Below are 14,452 nucleotides of genomic sequence, written 5' to 3'. Positions count from 1 at the left end.
CCAAGCACCTGGCCTTAGTCTGCGGGCACAACCACAAGGTGACCGCCATGAGCCTGGAACTGATCTTCGCCTTCGTCCTCTTCGCCTTCGTCACCTCGGTGACGCCCGGCCCCAACAACATGATGCTGCTCGCCTCCGGGGTGAACTTCGGCGTGCGCCGCAGCCTGCCGCACATGCTCGGCATCAGCCTGGGCTTCATGGTGCTGGTGGTGGCCGTGGGCCTTGGCCTCAGCCAGGTGTTCGAACAGGTGCCGGCGCTCTATACCCTGCTGCGCTACGGCGGCGCCGCCTACCTGCTCTACCTGGCCTGGAAGATCGCCGGTTCCGGGGCGCCGGATGCGGACAGCGCCGAAAAGCGTGCCAAGCCTTTCACCTTTCTCCAGGCCGCCGCCTTCCAGTGGGTGAACCCCAAGGCGTGGGTGATGGCCATCGGCGCCATTACCACCTACACCCCGCAGGAGAACTTCGTGGTCAATGTGGTGCTGATCGCGGCGCTCTTCGCCCTGATCAACTGCCCCAGCGTCGGCCTCTGGACCGTGGCCGGCAGCCTGCTGCGCCGCTGGCTGTCCGAACCGCGCATACTGCGCCTGTTCAACATCGGCATGGCCCTGCTGCTGGTGGCCTCGCTCTATCCCATCCTGGTCGACGTCAACGGAAAGATCTGATGCCCCCTAGTTCGGACACCCCGGTCAGCGGGGCGCGCCTGCGCCCGCTGGCGGACTCTTCGCCATCCGCCGTGGTGGCGGGTTTCATCGCCATGCTCACCGGCTACACCAGTTCCCTGGTGCTGATGTTCCAGGCCGGCCAGGCCGCGGGCCTCGACAATGCGCAGATCTCTTCCTGGATCTGGGCGCTGTCCATCGGCATGGCCCTGACCACCATCGGCCTGTCACTGCACTACCGCACGCCCATCGTGGTCGCCTGGTCCACCCCAGGCGCAGCCCTGCTGATCACCAGCCTGCCGGGAGTGAGCTACGGCGAGGCCATCGGCGCCTTCATCGTCTGCGCCGCCCTGCTCGCCCTGGTGGGGCTGACCGGCGGTTTCGAGCGGCTGATGCGCCGCCTGCCCGCCTCCCTGGCGGCGGCCCTGCTGGCCGGCATCCTGTTCAAGATCGGCAGCGAGATCTTCATCGCCGCCCAGCACCGCCCCACCCTGGTGCTGGCGATGTTCTTCAGTTACCTGCTGTTCAAGCGCCTGCAGCCGCGCTACGCCGTGCTGGTGGCGCTGCTGGTGGGCTGCGTCGCAGCGGCGACGCTGGGCCTGCTGGACTTCAGTGGCTTCGAGTTCGCCCTGGCCGAGCCGGTCTGGACCACGCCGGAGTTTTCCGTCACGGCAGTCATCAGCATCGGCATTCCGCTCTTCGTGGTGGCCATGGCCTCGCAGAACATCCCCGGCATCGCCGTGCTGCGCGCCGACGGCTACCAGGTGCCGGCCTCGCCGCTGGTCTCGGTCACCGGGATCGCCTCCCTGCTGCTGGCCCCATTCGGCTCCCACGGCATCAACCTGGCCGCCATCAGCGCGGCCATCTGCACCGGCCCGCATGCCCATGAAGATCGCCGCAAACGCTACACGGCCGCCGTCTGGTGCGGGATCTTCTACGGCATCGCCGGCACCTTCGGCGCCACCCTGGCGGCGCTCTTCGCCGCCCTGCCCAAGGAGCTGGTGCTGTCCATCGCCGCCCTGGCGCTGTTCGGTTCCATCAGCAATGGCCTGACCGCCGCCATGCAGGAGCCCAGGGAACGCGAAGCGGCACTGATCACCTTCATGGTCACCGCCTCGGGCATGACCCTGCTGTCCATCGGTTCGGCCTTCTGGGGCCTGATCGCCGGGGTGCTGACCCTGGTGATCCTCAACACGGACACCGGCAGGGACAAATGAAGAAAGGCGCCAGAAGGCGCCTCTTTTCATTTTGCGGCCGATTCCATGTCAATCGCCGCGTAGGGTGGAAATCCTCTTAGGGATTTCCACCATCGGTGTCTTGCAATGCCTCGCTGGTGGAAAGAAAAGCGCTTTCCACCCTACGGGCTTGTAGGGATCAGATCGCCGTCGCGCCACCATCCACTGCCAGGGCATGGCCGGTGGTGAAGCCCGCCGCATCGCTACAGAGATAGAGCACCGCCGCGGCGATTTCCTCCACCTTGCCGATGCGCCCCACCGGATGCATGGTGGCGACGAACTCGGCCTTCTTCGGGTCGGCCTCGTAGGCCCGGCGGAACATGTCGGTGTCGATCACCGCCGGGCACACGGCGTTCACCCGCACCTTCTTCTTCGCATATTCGACGGCCGCCGACTTGGTCAGGCCGATCACCGCATGCTTGGACGCGGCGTAGATGCTCATCTTCGGTGCGGCACCCAGGCCCGCCACCGAGGCGGTGTTGACGATGGCGCCGCCACCCTGGGCCAGCAGCAACGGAATCTGGTGCTTCATGCACAGCCAGACGCCCTTCACGTTGACGCCCATGATGGCGTCGAACTCCGCCTCGCTGCCCTCGGCCAGCTTGCCCTTCTCGATCTCGATGCCGGCGTTGTTGAAGGCGTAGTCCAGGCGGCCATAGGCGGCCAGAGTACCGTCCATCAGTGCCTTGACCTCGGCGTCGCGGGTCACGTCGCAGCGGATGAAGCAGGCTTCGCCACCAGCGGCGCGGATCTGCTCGACCGTGCCTTCGCCCCCGGCGACATCCACATCCGATACCACCACCTTGAGGCCCTCGGCGGCGAATGCCAGGGCGGTGGCGCGACCGATTCCGTTGCCTGCACCGGTCACCAGGGCGACCTGGCCGGAGAACTTCATGCTCATCTGTGCATCCTCGATGGGAGTGGAAACTGCGGCGCAGTCTAGTCAGTCGCCGCCCCCGGCCGTCAGCATCATCAGGGCTCTGGTGGATACGCCATCCAGTACGTTGATGAAACAAGCTCGACGGGATCATTCAGGGACATCACCGGCTGGCGGGACAGCGGCGAGTTGAAGAGCAAGGAAGACGTGGTGACGGGACTGGACAGCTTCCCGAAAACCCTGGGCAAGCTGTTCAGCGGGGAGAGCGTCGGGAAACTGGTGCTGAAAGTGCGCTGATGCGGCGAAGGTGCGCTACCGGCGAGGCAGCGCACCGGGGGGCGTCAGGCCAGTTCGGCCACCACCGCGGCCAGGGCCTTGGCCGGATCGGCGGCCTGGCTGATCGGACGGCCGATCACCAGATAGTCGGAGCCGGCATCCAGGGCCTGGCGCGGGGTGAGGATGCGGCGCTGGTCGTCCTGGGCGCTGCCGGCCGGGCGGATACCCGGAGTCACCAGTTGCAGGCGCGGGTAGGCGGACTTGAGGTCGGTGGCTTCCTGCGCGGAGCAGACCAGGCCGTCCATGCCGGCCTTGTCGGCCAGGCCCGCCAGGCGCAGCACCTGCTCCCTGGGCTCGATGTCCAGGCCGATGCCGGCCAGGTCCTCGCGCTCCATGCTGGTCAGCACGGTGACACCGATCAGCAGCGGCTTGGGTCCGTTGAACTTGTCCAGGGTTTCACGGCAGGCCGCCATCATGCGCAGACCACCGGAGCAGTGCACGTTGACCATCCACACGCCCATCTCGGCAGCGGCCTTCACCGCCATGGCGGTGGTGTTGGGGATGTCGTGGAATTTCAGGTCGAGGAAGACCTCGAAGCCACGGTCACGCAGGGTCGAGACGATTTCGGCGGCGCAGCTGGTGAACAGCTCCTTGCCCACCTTGACCCGGCACAGCTTGGGGTCCAGCTGGTCGGCCAGCCGCAGGGCGGCTTCGCGGGTGGGGAAGTCGAGGGCGACAATGATCGGCGTCTGACAGGCGGACATGGGGAATCTCTTACGAATCGGAAACGGCGCGCATTGTAGCGCAAGCCCTCGCGCGCCGCTGCCTTCCCTCATACAAGGTGGTCGAGGGCGAAGGCCGTCATGAAACCGGCCAGGGTGATCAACCCGGTCCAGGCATGGGTGCTCTCGAAGGCTTCGGGGATCAGGGTATCCACCAGCATGCAGAGCACCGCCCCCGCCGAGAAGCCCAGGGCGAAGGCCAGCCAGCGCGGCGACAAATCGGCGAACAGCCCCGGCCCGGCCATGGCCGCCAACCCTGAGAGCAGCGCGATGACGCCCCACAGGCCGAATACCAGAGCGCCGCCACGCTTTTCCCCGCGTAATCCAGCGGCGCTGGCAAGGCCTTCGGGCAGGTTGGCGAGGAAGATGGCCACCAGCATCACCAGGCTCACCTCGCCGCCGTCCAGCAGGCCCAGCCCCAGCCCGAGGGATTCGGGGATGCCGTCGAGGAAGGCGCCGACGGCGATCAGCAAGGCGACCATGGCGCTGCCGCCGTTGCTGCTCTTGCCGCGGTGATGGTGCTCCAGTCGCTCGATGAACTGGCTGGCCAGGACGAAGAGGATGCCACCGGCGAGGAGTCCGGCCAGGGTCGGCCAGAGGCCGCCGATGCGTTCGGCCTCGGGAATCTGCTCGAAGCACAGGGCGGCCACCAGCACACCGCTGCCGTACGCCATGATCGAAGCCACTGCCTTCTGCGGCAGCCTGACCAGGAAACCGATGGCGGCGCCGATCAGCAGGCTGCTGGCGGCGAGCCAGCCCCACAGGCCGGCCTGGATGGTGACGGGTATCTGCATGGCGTCCTCCTTGATAGATACGCCCGGTCTGGCGCAACTCCCGCCGCCAGCCTATCGGTCCAGCAGGCGCTCCAGCAACCAGCTCGCCGCCGGCCCCAGTTGGCGCTGCCGCGACCAGACCACATCCACCGCCTGGCTGCGTGGCCAGCCGGGGACCGGCAACTCCTTCAGGCGCCCCTTGGCGTAGCCGCTGACCAGCCAGCGCGGCAGCTCGGCCCAGCCAAAGCCGTGGACGGCCATCTCCAGCAGCAACAAATAGTTCGGCGCCGACCAGCAGCGCCCACCGCTGGAGGGCAGGCCATCGTCCACCGCCAGGGCATCGCCCAGGGTATTCAGGCGCAGCAGGCGCCAGCCGGCCAGGTCGCTCACACGCACATCGGCACGCTGCGCCAAGGGGTGCTCAAGGGCCACGAACAGGCCGAAATCGGCACGCTCGGCCACGGTCGCTGACCCCAGCTCCGGCGGGTAGTTGCCCTGCGCGGCCAGCAGGCCGAGGGTGGCGCGCCCTTGGGCGACCAGCTCGATCACGTCCTGGTGCTCGGCGATCAGGCATTCGAATTCGAGATCGGGATAGCGCTGCTCCAGTTCCGCCAGGCGCGCTTCGTACTGCGCCGACTGGTAGGCGTCCGAGAGCACCAGGCTGACCCGCGGCTCCAGCCCGCCGGCCAGTTGCGCCGCCGCGTGCTGCAAGCGGTCGGAGGCAGTGAGGATTTCCTCGACGCGGCCCAGCAGGACGCGGCCGGCCTCGGTCAGCTGTGGCTGGCGGTTGCTGCGGTCGAAGAGTTCCAGGCCCAGGTCGATCTCCAGGCGGGCGATGGCTTCGCTGACGGTGGACTGGCTCTTGCCCAGCTTGCGTGCGGCGGCACTGAAGGAGCCGAGGGCGACGGCCTGGGCAAAGGCCTCGAGGGATTCAGGCGAGTAGTTCATATCGGTTTCCCCGATGGTAGCTCACTTAACCCTATCCCATTGACCGATGAGAATACAGGCCACGCATTCACTCGGAACCTGGAGCTCGTCATGACCCGGACCACCACCGCCCTGAACAAGTCACTCAAGGAACGGGGGTTCCACGCCCTGGCTTTCGAGGGCCTGGCCGTCCTGCTCACCGCGCCGGTGCTTTCCCTGGTACTGGGCAAGTCGCTTGCGCACATGGGCGCGCTGACCCTGATGTTCTCCACCGTGGCGATGCTCTGGAACATGCTCTTCAACAGCCTGTTCGACCGGGCCCAGCGCCGCCTGGGCTTCCAGCGCACACTGCGGGTTCGCGTCTGCCACGCACTGCTGTTCGAACTGGGGCTGATCGTGGCACTGGTGCCGCTGGCGGCCTGGTGGTTGTCGATCGGACTGGTGGAAGCCTTCCTGCTGGATATTGGCCTGTTGCTGTTCTTCCTGCCCTACACCCTGGCCTTCAACTGGACCTATGACACCCTCCGTGCACGTCTGCTGGAGGGCCGGGCGAGCAAGGCGGCAAGCTGCGGCGTCCGCTGAAACGCTATCGATTAGAAGGCTTCTCGGGAACGTGGAAAGGCGCGCACAATCGAATAGAGTGATGCACCTTTCCGCAGGAGATGATCATGCCCTGGTATGCCTGGCTGATACTGGTCCTGGCCATCGGCTCCATAGTCGGTAGCCTGATGCTGTTGCGCGACACGGCGAAGAAGCTGCCGCTGACCGAGGAACAACTCAAGCGCATCCACGAGCGCAATGCCGAAATGGATGCCAAGGACGCCAAGGACCGCTGACCCCGTGCCACACCCCGATGTCCGGACTGCGGTAGCACCACAGGGAGGCGCCCTGCCGCTCCACCTGCAGCTGCTCTTTCCCCTGGTAGTCCTCGCCCTCGGCCAGGGTCTTGCCGGGGTCGAGGTAATAGCCTTGCTGGCGGGGGTGGCCTATGCCGGCTGGGTGTTTGCCGAGCGCCAGCTGCCGCCGCGGCTCTGGTTGTCGGTCACGCTGCTCGCGTCCGTCGCCCTGGCCGCTCATCTGGTGCCAGGTTTCAGCCCGCTCCCCCTGGGCGAACCCCAGCGCGTCAGCCCCGATGCTCCGCCCTACGCCCTGCGGCTGTCCTGGGACAAGCTGCTGGTGGGCATGACCCTGCTGGCCGGGTGGCTGGGCCGTCCTGCGCTACCGGAGTCGGCGCCGCAACGGGCGTGGTTCGCGGTCCTGGCGACCCTGCTGCTGGTACCGCTGCTGGCCCTGGGCGTGGGTCTTGTGGGCTGGCAGCCGAAATGGCCGGAGATGATCTGGGAATGGCTGGCGGTCAACCTGCTGGCCACGGTACTGGCGGAGGAGCTGGTGTTTCGCGGCCTGCTGCAGCCGGCATTGGTGGCAAGGCTCGGTCCTCGCTACGGCATCCCGCTCACGGCGGCGATCTTCGGCGCCGTCCACCTGCCCTTCAGCCCGCTCTTCGCGCTATTGGCGGGTGTCGCCGGCCTGGGCTACGGCCTGGCCTTTCACTACAGCGGCCGGCTCTCGGTGGCGGTATTCCTCCACCTGGCGGTGAATCTCTGCCACCTGCTCCTGCTGAGCTATCCGCTGCGACTGGCCTGAGTACCGTCCTCAGGCGTCCTTGATCACCAGCGAAAGCGCCTGTTCGGCCAACTGGTCGAGGGTCATCGGCCCTTCCGGACGGAACCAGGTGGTGGTCCAGCTCAGGGCACCGGTGAGGAAGCGGCGCAGGATGAAGGGGTCGGCGCTGAAGTAGCCTGCGGCCCTCGCCTCGGCGAGCACCTCCAACCAGGGCTGCTCGTAGGTTTCGCGCAGCTGGAGGATATGCAGCTGGCCCTCCTCCGACAGCGAACGCCACTCATACACCAGCACGGCCATGGCCTCGCCGGTACCGCCCATGATGGACTGCAGCTCGCAGCGGATCAGCGCCAGCACCCGCTCGCGCAGATCGCCGGCATCCGCCAGGGCTGCACGCATCAGGGCGGTGTTGTAGAGGACGGTCTCCTCCATCACCGAACGGAGGATCTCATCCTTGCTCTTGAAGTGATGGAAGATGCTGCCGGACTGGATACCCACGGCGCTGGCCAGGTCGCGCACCGTGGTGCGTTCGTAGCCCTTGCTGCGGAACAGGTGGGCGGCGGTCTGCAGCAGCTTGCCGCGGGCGCTTTCGGGGTCGGTGATCTGGCCGCTGTCCACCAGCTCGCGCATCACCGCCTGGGCTTTTTCGTCGTCAAGGCTCATTGCATTCCCCGCTGCGGTCAGCCATTCCAACTCAAGAATGGTCCGCAAGTCTCTGTCTTGATTAACGAAATTTATGCCGGCTAATTCGCCCAAGCAAGCGCTCGGGAAAAAAAGAACAAGCCTGGCACTTTTCAACCAAGCGCTTGCTTGGTAGTGTTGATCGCATCATCCAACAATGCTGCGGACCACTCCAATGACAAGAACCGTACGCATCGGTTGCGCCTCCGCCTTCTGGGGCGACACCTCCACCGCCGCCGCCCAGCTGGTGCGCGGCGCCACCCTGGACTACCTGGTGTTCGACTACCTGGCCGAGATCACCCTGTCGATCATGGCCGGCGCCCGCCTGAAGGCCCCCAACGCCGGTTACGCCACCGATTTCGTCGAGGTGCTGGCGCCCCTGCTCCCGGCGATCGCCGAGAAGAAGATCCGTGTCATCAGCAATGCCGGCGGGGTCAACCCGGCCGCCTGCGCCAGCGCCCTGGCCGCCGCCTGCGAGAAAGCCGGCGTGGCACTGAAGATCGCCGTCCTGCACGGCGATAACCTGCAGCCGAGGCTGGGCGAACTGGCCAAGGCCGGCATCCGCGAAATGTTCACCGACGCCCCGCTGCCGCCCGTGTGCGTCTCGATCAACGCCTACCTGGGCGCGCCCGGCATAGTGGCCGCCCTGGATCAGGGGGCCGACATCGTCATCACCGGCCGCGTGGTGGACAGCGCGGTGGTCAGCGCCGCCCTGGTCCACGAGTTCGGCTGGGCCTGGAGCGACTACGACAAGCTGGCCCAGGCCGCCCTCGCCGGCCACCTGATCGAGTGCGGAGCCCAGTGCACCGGCGGCAACTTCACCGACTGGGAGTCGGTGCCGGATTACGAGCACATCGGTTTTCCCATCATCGAAGTCGAGGCCGATGGCAGCTTCTGCGTGACCAAGCCGGACGGTTCCGGCGGCCTGGTCACGCCTTTTTCGGTCGGCGAGCAGATGCTCTACGAGATCGGCGACCCGCGCGCCTACCTGCTCCCCGACGTGGTCTGCGACTTCACCCAAGTGACCCTGGAACAGGCCGGCGCGCAGCGTGTGCGCGTTCTGGGCGCCCGTGGCCTGCCGCCGACGCCGCAATACAAGGTCAGCGCCACCTATCCGGACGGCTTCCGTTGCACCGCCAGTTGCCTGCTCGCCGGCATCGATGCGGTGAAGAAGGCCGAGCGGGTCAGCCGCGCGATCATCGCCAAGACCGAGGAACTCTTCGCTGAACGCGGCTGGGGGCCCTACCGCGAAGTGAATGTCGAGCTGCTGGGCAGCGAGTCCACCTACGGCCCGCACGGCCAAAGGCAGGACAGCCGCGAAGTGGTGATCAAGATCGCCGTAAGCCACAGCCGCAAGGAGGCCCTGGTGCTGTTCTCCCGGGAGATCGCCCAGGCCGCCACCGGCATGGCGCCAGGCCTGACCGGCATCGTCGGCGGCCGGCCGACCGTCTACCCGGTGATCCGCCTGTTCTCCTTCCTGGTGGACAAGGCCGCCTGCCAACTGGAGGTGGAGCGCGATGACCAGCGCACCCCGTGTCGACTGCCGGAGGTGGCGTGCTTCGACGTCACCGCCCTGGCCGATGACCTTCCGCCGCCTGCCGCCGAAGGCCAGGCCCGCGCCAGCGTCCCCCTGGTGACGCTGGCGGTGGCCCGCTCCGGCGACAAGGGCAATCACAGCAATATCGGCGTCATGGCGCGCAAGCCTGAGTACCTGCCCTGGATAGCCGAGGCCCTGACCCCGGAAGCGGTTGTCGACTGGATGGGCCACGTACTCCACCCGCAGATCGGCCGCGTGGCGCGCTGGTACCTGCCGGGCAGCCACAGCCTGAATTTCCTGCTGGAAAACGCCCTGGGCGGCGGCGGTGTCGCCAGCCTGCGCATCGACCCGCAGGGCAAGGCCTTCGCCCAGCAACTCCTGGAGTTCCCGGTGCCGGTGCCCCAAGCCCTGGCCGACAGCCTTTGAGGACGCAACCCATGGCATACGATTCGGTATTCAAGCCTGGCCTGTTCAGCGGCCAGACCATCCTGGTCACCGGCGGCGGCAGCGGTATCGGCCGCTGCACCGCCCATGAACTGGCGGCCCTGGGCGCCCATGTGGTGCTGGTGGGGCGCAAGGCGGAGAAACTGGAGAAGACCGCCGGCGAGATCATCGAAGACGGCGGCAGCGCCAGCTGGCAGGCCTGCGACATCCGCGACGAAGAAGCGGTGAAGGCCATGGTCGCGGCGGTGCTGGCCGAGCGCGGCGCCATCCATCACCTGGTCAACAACGCCGGCGGCCAGTACCCCGCCCCGCTCGCCTCGATCAACCAGAAAGGCTTCGAGACCGTGGTGCGCACCAACCTGGTGGGCGGCTTCCTGGTGGCCCGCGAGGTGTTCAACCAGGTCATGAGCAAGACCGGCGGCAGCATCGTCAACATGCTCGCCGACATGTGGGGCGGCATGCCCGGCATGGGCCACTCCGGCGCCGCCCGCGCCGGCATGGAGAACTTCACCAGGACCGCCGCCGTCGAGTGGGGCCATGCCGGCGTGCGAGTCAACGCCGTGGCCCCGGGCTGGATCGCGTCCAGCGGCATGGACACCTACGAAGGCGCGTTCAAGGCCATCATCCCCACCCTGCGCGAACACGTGCCGCTCAAGCGCATCGGCACTGAATCGGAAGTGGCCGCCGCCATCGTCTTCCTGCTCTCCCCCGGCGCCGCCTTCATCAGCGGCAACACCATCCGCATCGACGGCGCCGCCAGCCAGGGCAGCCGCGCCTTCCCCCTGGCCAAGGCCAGGCCCGGCCAAAGCAAGGCGTACAACGGCTTCCACCGGGCCTTTCTCCCCGACGTGCTGAAGGACCAAGAGTGATGGCCGTTATCCAATCCGGACTCGACATCCAGGGCGAGGATTTCGCCCGGAACCGCGACGCCATGCTCGCCGCCATCGCCAGTTTCCGCGAGATCGAGCAGAAGGTGCTGGACAAGGCGCTTGATGCCAAGCCGAAGTTCGAGAAGCGCGGCCAGCTCCTGCCCCGCGAGCGGCTGAACCTGCTGCTGGACCCGGGCAGCCCCTTCCTCGAACTCTGCTCCCTGGCCGGCTACAAGCTGCACGACGACAAGGACGGCACCCAGGCCGGCGGCGGCATCATCGCCGGCATCGGCTACATCTGCGGAGTGCGCTGCCTGATCAGTGCCAGCAACAGCGCCATCAAGGGCGGCACCATCTCCCCCAGCGGGCTGAAGAAGACCCTGCGCCTGCAGCAGGTGGCCATGGAGAACAAGCTGCCGTTGGTGGCCCTCACCGAAAGCGGCGGCGCCAACCTCAACTACGCGGCGGAAATCTTCGTCGAGGGTGCGCGCGGCTTTGCCAACCAGGCGCGGATTTCCGCCATGGGCATTCCCCAGGTCACCGTGGTGCACGGTTCCAGCACCGCCGGCGGCGCCTACCAGCCGGGGCTGTCGGACTACGTGATCGTGGTGCGCGGCAAGGCCAAGATGTTCCTCGCCGGCCCCCCCTTGCTCAAGGCCGCCACCGGTGAAGTGGCGACCGACGAACAGCTGGGCGGCGCCGAGATGCACGCCCAGGTGGCCGGCACCGCCGAATACCTGGCGGAGAACGACGCCGATGCCCTGCGCCTGGCCCGCGACATCCTCGCCATGCTGCCGTGGAACGCCCAGCTGCCGGTGACGGCGAAACCGACCTGGCACGAGCCGCTGTACAGCGCCGAGGAATTGCTGGGGGTGGCACCGGCCGATCCGAAGAAACCCTACGACGTGCGCGAGATCATCGCCCGCATCGCCGATGGCTCGGAATTCCTCGACTTCAAGAACGAGTTCGACAGCCAGACCGTCTGCGGTCACCTGCGCATCGAAGGCCGGCCCTGCGGCCTGATCGGCAACAACGGCCCCATCACGCCCCAGGGCGCGGCCAAGGCGGCGCAGTTCATCCAGCTCTGCGAACAGGCCAATGTGCCGCTGTTGTTCCTGCACAACACCACCGGCTTCATGGTCGGCACCGAGTCCGAGCAACTGGGCGTGATCAAGCACGGCTCGAAGATGATCCAGGCGGTGGCCAACGCCCGCGTGCCCAAGCTCACCCTGGTGGTGGGCGGCTCCTACGGCGCCGGCAACTACGCCATGTGCGGCCGAGGCCTGGACCCGCGCTTCATCTTCGCCTGGCCCAATAGCCGCACCGCCGTGATGGGCGGCGCCCAGGCCGGCAAGGTGCTGCGCATCGTCACCGAGGAGAAGCACGCCAAGGAGGGCAAGGAGCCCGACAGCAAGATGCTCGACATGCTCGAACAGATGACCGCACAGAAGCTCGACAGCCAGTCCACCGCCCTCTACGGCACCGCCAATCTCTGGGACGACGGCCTCATCGACCCCCGTGACAGCCGCCGGCTGCTGGGCTATCTGCTGGATATCTGCGCGGAGGCCGACGCCCGCCCGCTCAAGGCCAACAGCTTCGGCGTGGCCCGCTTCTGACCCGAACGATCACGGTGCGCACGGCGCACCCGACAAGGAGAACAACAAAGATGATCTTCACCCAGGAACACGAAGAACTCCGCCGCACGGTGCGCAATTTCGTCGACAAGGAAATCAATCCCCATGTCGATGCGTGGGAAAAGGAAGGCCGCTTCCCCATCCACGACATTTTCAAAAAGGCCGGCGAACTGGGCCTGCTGGGCATATCCAAGCCGGAGAAGTTCGGCGGCATGGGCCTGGACTACAGCTACTCCATAGTCGCGGCCGAGGAATTCGGCACCATCCATTGCGGCGGCATCCCCATGGCCATCGGTGTGCAGACCGATATGTGCACCCCGGCCCTGGCACGCTTCGGCTCCGATGAGCTGCGCGAGGAGTTCCTCCGCCCCGCCATCGCCGGCGAAATGGTTGGCTGCATCGGCGTCTCGGAAGTGGGCGCCGGTTCCGACGTGGCCGGGATGAAGACCAACGCCCGCAAGGACGGCAGCGATTACGTGATCAACGGCAGCAAGATGTGGATCACCAACTCGCCCTCCGCCGACTTCATGTGCCTCTTGGCCAACACCTCGGACGACAAGCCTCACGTCAACAAGTCGCTGATCATGGTGCCGATGAACACCCCCGGCATCACGCTCAGCCCCCACCTCGACAAGCTCGGCATGCGCAGCTCCGAGACCGCCCAGGTGTTCTTCGACAACGTCCGCGTGCCGCAGCGCTACCGCATCGGCCACGAGGGCGCAGGCTTCATGATGCAGATGCTGCAGTTCCAGGAAGAACGCCTGTTCGGCGCCGCCAACATGATCAAGGGCCTGGAGCACTGCGTGGACGTCACCATCGACTACTGCAAGGAGCGCAAGACCTTCGGTGCGCCGCTGATCGACAACCAGGTGATCCACTTCCGCCTGGCCGAGCTGATGACCGAGATCGAGGCCCTGCGCGCCCTGGTCTACCAGGCCGTGGAGCTCTACGTCACAGGCAAGGACGTCACCCGCCTCGCCTCCATGGCCAAGCTCAAGGCCGGCCGCCTCGGCCGCGAAGTCACCGATGCCTGCCTGCAGTACTGGGGCGGCATGGGCTTCATGTGGGACAACCACGTCTCCCGCGCCTACCGCGACACCCGCCTGGTCTCCATCGGCGGCGGCGCCGACGAGATCATGCTCGGCATCATCTGCAAGCTGATGGGCATCCTGCCCGGCAAGAAGAAAGGCTGAACCCGGATCGTAACCGTACCAGCGCACACAGCATGGGTATCGCTCCGCTCCACCCATCCTACAGTTCCTACGGTTCCGAGCGAGCATGACGTCCAATTGATGAGGACACCGGCATGACCGAACTGCCGAACTGCGAAACCCTGCTGCTGGAACAGGCCGGTGGCGTGCTGCACATCACCCTGAACCGGCCGGACAGCCGCAACGCCATGAGCCTGGCCATGGTCGAGGAACTGCAGGCGGTCCTGGCCGCCGTGCGCACCGACTCCGGCGTGCGCGCCCTGGTGTTGCGCGGAGCTGGCGGGCACTTCTGCGCGGGCGGCGATATCAAGGACATGGCCAGCGCCCGCGCCACCGGCAGCGATGCCTACCGGGCCTTGAACCGTGCCTTCGGCAGCCTGCTGGAAGAAGCCCAGGCACAGCCCCAGGTGGTGATAGCGGTGCTGGAAGGCGCCGTGCTGGGCGGCGGCTTCGGCCTCGCTTGCGTTTCGGACATCGCCATCGCCGCCCAGAACGCCCAGTTCGGCCTGCCGGAAACCAGCCTCGGCGTGCTGCCGGCGCAGATCGCACCCTTCGTGGTCAAGCGCATCGGCCTGACCCAGGCGCGCCGCCTGGCCCTCACTGCCGCCCGCTTCGACGGAACCGAAGCCCTGCGCCTGGGGCTGGTGCATTTCGCCGAGGCGGATACCGCTGCCCTGGAACAGCGCCTGGCGGAAAGCCTGGACCAGATTCACCGCTGCGCCCCTGGCGCCAACGCCCGGACCAAGGCGCTGCTGCTGGTGACCGAAACTGAACCCTTGGCGCCCTTGCTGGACCGGGCCGCCGAGCAGTTCGCCGCCGCCGTCACCGGCCCCGAAGGTACCGAGGGCACCCTGGCCTTCGTGCAGAAGCGCAAGCCCAGCTGGGCGCAATGACCCGTAGGGTGGATGTCGCTTTTCACATCCA

Annotated in this window: 15 protein-coding genes and 1 pseudogene; 11 read left to right on the top strand and 5 right to left on the bottom strand. The window is 66.9% G+C overall.

Going from position 1 to position 14,452, the window contains the following annotated elements; all coding sequences use genetic code 11:
- Positions 1-47 precede the first annotated feature (47 nt).
- Together ACFW0H_RS10390 and ACFW0H_RS10385 are read left to right on the top strand one after the other, a co-directional pair.
- Positions 48-665 (top strand): LysE family translocator, encoded by a 618-nt coding sequence (locus ACFW0H_RS10390; protein WP_422913815.1) that lies wholly within the window; start codon positions 48-50, stop codon positions 663-665.
- Complete coding sequence (locus tag ACFW0H_RS10385) at positions 665-1,879, top strand: benzoate/H(+) symporter BenE family transporter (protein ID WP_422913814.1); 1,215 nt, start codon at positions 665-667, stop codon at positions 1,877-1,879. Before ACFW0H_RS10390 ends, ACFW0H_RS10385 begins: the two co-directional genes overlap by 1 nt.
- 157 nt (positions 1,880-2,036) lie before the next feature.
- Here the strand turns inward: ACFW0H_RS10385 and ACFW0H_RS10380 are convergent, their stop codons facing one another.
- Positions 2,037-2,798, bottom strand: coding sequence for an SDR family oxidoreductase (locus tag ACFW0H_RS10380; RefSeq protein ID WP_422913813.1), 762 nt, complete (start codon positions 2,796-2,798; stop codon positions 2,037-2,039).
- A 144-nt stretch (positions 2,799-2,942) separates the two neighbouring features.
- Between ACFW0H_RS10380 and ACFW0H_RS10375 the strand changes: the two are divergent.
- Positions 2,943-3,071: pseudogene (locus ACFW0H_RS10375) on the top strand (NADP-dependent oxidoreductase); the annotation flags it as partial.
- Between the two features lie 44 nt (positions 3,072-3,115).
- On the opposite strand, the gene pyrF reads toward ACFW0H_RS10375, so the two are convergent.
- The 3 genes from pyrF to ACFW0H_RS10360 form a co-directional block, all read right to left on the bottom strand.
- On the bottom strand, positions 3,116-3,814 hold the full coding sequence (gene pyrF / locus ACFW0H_RS10370; protein ID WP_422913812.1) for an orotidine-5'-phosphate decarboxylase: 699 nt from the start codon (positions 3,812-3,814) through the stop codon (positions 3,116-3,118).
- Between the two features lie 68 nt (positions 3,815-3,882).
- Positions 3,883-4,626 carry a ZIP family metal transporter gene (locus tag ACFW0H_RS10365; RefSeq protein WP_422913811.1) on the bottom strand — a complete coding sequence of 248 codons (744 nt, stop codon included), beginning with the start codon at positions 4,624-4,626 and terminating at the stop codon, positions 3,883-3,885.
- Positions 4,627-4,677: 51 nt separating this feature from the next.
- Positions 4,678-5,553, bottom strand: a complete 876-nt coding sequence (locus ACFW0H_RS10360; protein ID WP_422913810.1) for a LysR family transcriptional regulator — start codon at positions 5,551-5,553, stop codon at positions 4,678-4,680.
- A 90-nt stretch (positions 5,554-5,643) separates the two neighbouring features.
- On the opposite strand from ACFW0H_RS10360, the gene ACFW0H_RS10355 reads away from it, so the two are divergent.
- From ACFW0H_RS10355 to ACFW0H_RS10345, 3 genes are all read left to right on the top strand, one after another.
- Positions 5,644-6,114, top strand: a complete 471-nt coding sequence (locus ACFW0H_RS10355; RefSeq protein WP_422913809.1) for a multidrug/biocide efflux PACE transporter — start codon at positions 5,644-5,646, stop codon at positions 6,112-6,114.
- A gap of 86 nt (positions 6,115-6,200) precedes the next feature.
- Positions 6,201-6,368 (top strand): DUF2897 family protein, encoded by a 168-nt coding sequence (locus tag ACFW0H_RS10350; protein ID WP_082073127.1) that lies wholly within the window; start codon positions 6,201-6,203, stop codon positions 6,366-6,368.
- Positions 6,369-6,420: 52 nt separating this feature from the next.
- Positions 6,421-7,176 carry a CPBP family intramembrane glutamic endopeptidase gene (locus tag ACFW0H_RS10345; RefSeq protein WP_422913871.1) on the top strand — a complete coding sequence of 252 codons (756 nt, stop codon included), beginning with the start codon at positions 6,421-6,423 and terminating at the stop codon, positions 7,174-7,176.
- A gap of 9 nt (positions 7,177-7,185) precedes the next feature.
- On the opposite strand, the gene ACFW0H_RS10340 is transcribed toward ACFW0H_RS10345, so the two are convergent.
- The gene (locus ACFW0H_RS10340) at positions 7,186-7,815 is read right to left on the bottom strand and encodes a TetR/AcrR family transcriptional regulator (protein ID WP_422913808.1); all 630 of its coding nucleotides are present in this window, start codon (positions 7,813-7,815) and stop codon (positions 7,186-7,188) included.
- 193 nt (positions 7,816-8,008) lie between these two features.
- Between ACFW0H_RS10340 and ACFW0H_RS10335 the strand changes: the two genes are divergently transcribed.
- The 5 genes from ACFW0H_RS10335 to ACFW0H_RS10315 all read left to right on the top strand — a co-directional run bounded on the left by ACFW0H_RS10335 (position 8,009) and on the right by ACFW0H_RS10315 (position 14,421).
- Positions 8,009-9,796: an acyclic terpene utilization AtuA family protein gene (locus ACFW0H_RS10335; RefSeq protein ID WP_422913807.1), complete on the top strand. Its 1,788-nt coding sequence runs from the start codon at positions 8,009-8,011 to the stop codon at positions 9,794-9,796.
- A gap of 11 nt (positions 9,797-9,807) precedes the next feature.
- Positions 9,808-10,683, top strand: a complete 876-nt coding sequence (locus ACFW0H_RS10330; RefSeq protein WP_422913806.1) for an SDR family oxidoreductase — start codon at positions 9,808-9,810, stop codon at positions 10,681-10,683.
- Positions 10,683-12,299 carry a geranyl-CoA carboxylase subunit beta gene (atuC, locus tag ACFW0H_RS10325; protein WP_422913805.1) on the top strand — a complete coding sequence of 539 codons (1,617 nt, stop codon included), beginning with the start codon at positions 10,683-10,685 and terminating at the stop codon, positions 12,297-12,299. The genes ACFW0H_RS10330 and atuC overlap by 1 nt, the downstream gene beginning before the upstream one ends.
- Positions 12,300-12,349: 50 nt before the next feature.
- Positions 12,350-13,510 carry a citronellyl-CoA dehydrogenase gene (gene atuD / locus ACFW0H_RS10320; protein ID WP_422913804.1) on the top strand — a complete coding sequence of 387 codons (1,161 nt, stop codon included), beginning with the start codon at positions 12,350-12,352 and terminating at the stop codon, positions 13,508-13,510.
- A 113-nt stretch (positions 13,511-13,623) separates the two neighbouring features.
- Positions 13,624-14,421 carry an enoyl-CoA hydratase/isomerase family protein gene (locus ACFW0H_RS10315; RefSeq protein ID WP_422913803.1) on the top strand — a complete coding sequence of 266 codons (798 nt, stop codon included), beginning with the start codon at positions 13,624-13,626 and terminating at the stop codon, positions 14,419-14,421.
- Positions 14,422-14,452: the final 31 nt, after the last annotated feature.

Source organism: Metapseudomonas cellulosilytica (assembly GCF_049334135.1).
Classification (GTDB): domain Bacteria; phylum Pseudomonadota; class Gammaproteobacteria; order Pseudomonadales; family Pseudomonadaceae; genus Metapseudomonas.
This window is presented reverse-complemented; position numbering and strand designations above follow the sequence as displayed.

Bases quoted from the DNA above. Each gene is read 5' to 3' on its own strand.
- ACFW0H_RS10390 (WP_422913815.1), top strand. From the start codon at position 48: ATGAGCCTGGAACTGATCTTCGCCTTCGTCCTCTTCGCCTTCGTCACC.
- ACFW0H_RS10385 (WP_422913814.1), top strand. From the start codon at position 665: ATGCCCCCTAGTTCGGACACCCCGGTCAGCGGGGCGCGCCTGCGCCCG.
- ACFW0H_RS10380 (WP_422913813.1), bottom strand. From the start codon at position 2,798: ATGAGCATGAAGTTCTCCGGCCAGGTCGCCCTGGTGACCGGTGCAGGC.
- pyrF (WP_422913812.1), bottom strand. From the start codon at position 3,814: ATGTCCGCCTGTCAGACGCCGATCATTGTCGCCCTCGACTTCCCCACC.
- ACFW0H_RS10365 (WP_422913811.1), bottom strand. From the start codon at position 4,626: ATGCAGATACCCGTCACCATCCAGGCCGGCCTGTGGGGCTGGCTCGCC.
- ACFW0H_RS10360 (WP_422913810.1), bottom strand. From the start codon at position 5,553: ATGAACTACTCGCCTGAATCCCTCGAGGCCTTTGCCCAGGCCGTCGCC.
- ACFW0H_RS10355 (WP_422913809.1), top strand. From the start codon at position 5,644: ATGACCCGGACCACCACCGCCCTGAACAAGTCACTCAAGGAACGGGGG.
- ACFW0H_RS10350 (WP_082073127.1), top strand. From the start codon at position 6,201: ATGCCCTGGTATGCCTGGCTGATACTGGTCCTGGCCATCGGCTCCATA.
- ACFW0H_RS10340 (WP_422913808.1), bottom strand. From the start codon at position 7,815: ATGAGCCTTGACGACGAAAAAGCCCAGGCGGTGATGCGCGAGCTGGTG.
- ACFW0H_RS10335 (WP_422913807.1), top strand. From the start codon at position 8,009: ATGACAAGAACCGTACGCATCGGTTGCGCCTCCGCCTTCTGGGGCGAC.
- ACFW0H_RS10330 (WP_422913806.1), top strand. From the start codon at position 9,808: ATGGCATACGATTCGGTATTCAAGCCTGGCCTGTTCAGCGGCCAGACC.
- atuC (WP_422913805.1), top strand. From the start codon at position 10,683: ATGGCCGTTATCCAATCCGGACTCGACATCCAGGGCGAGGATTTCGCC.
- atuD (WP_422913804.1), top strand. From the start codon at position 12,350: ATGATCTTCACCCAGGAACACGAAGAACTCCGCCGCACGGTGCGCAAT.
- ACFW0H_RS10315 (WP_422913803.1), top strand. From the start codon at position 13,624: ATGACCGAACTGCCGAACTGCGAAACCCTGCTGCTGGAACAGGCCGGT.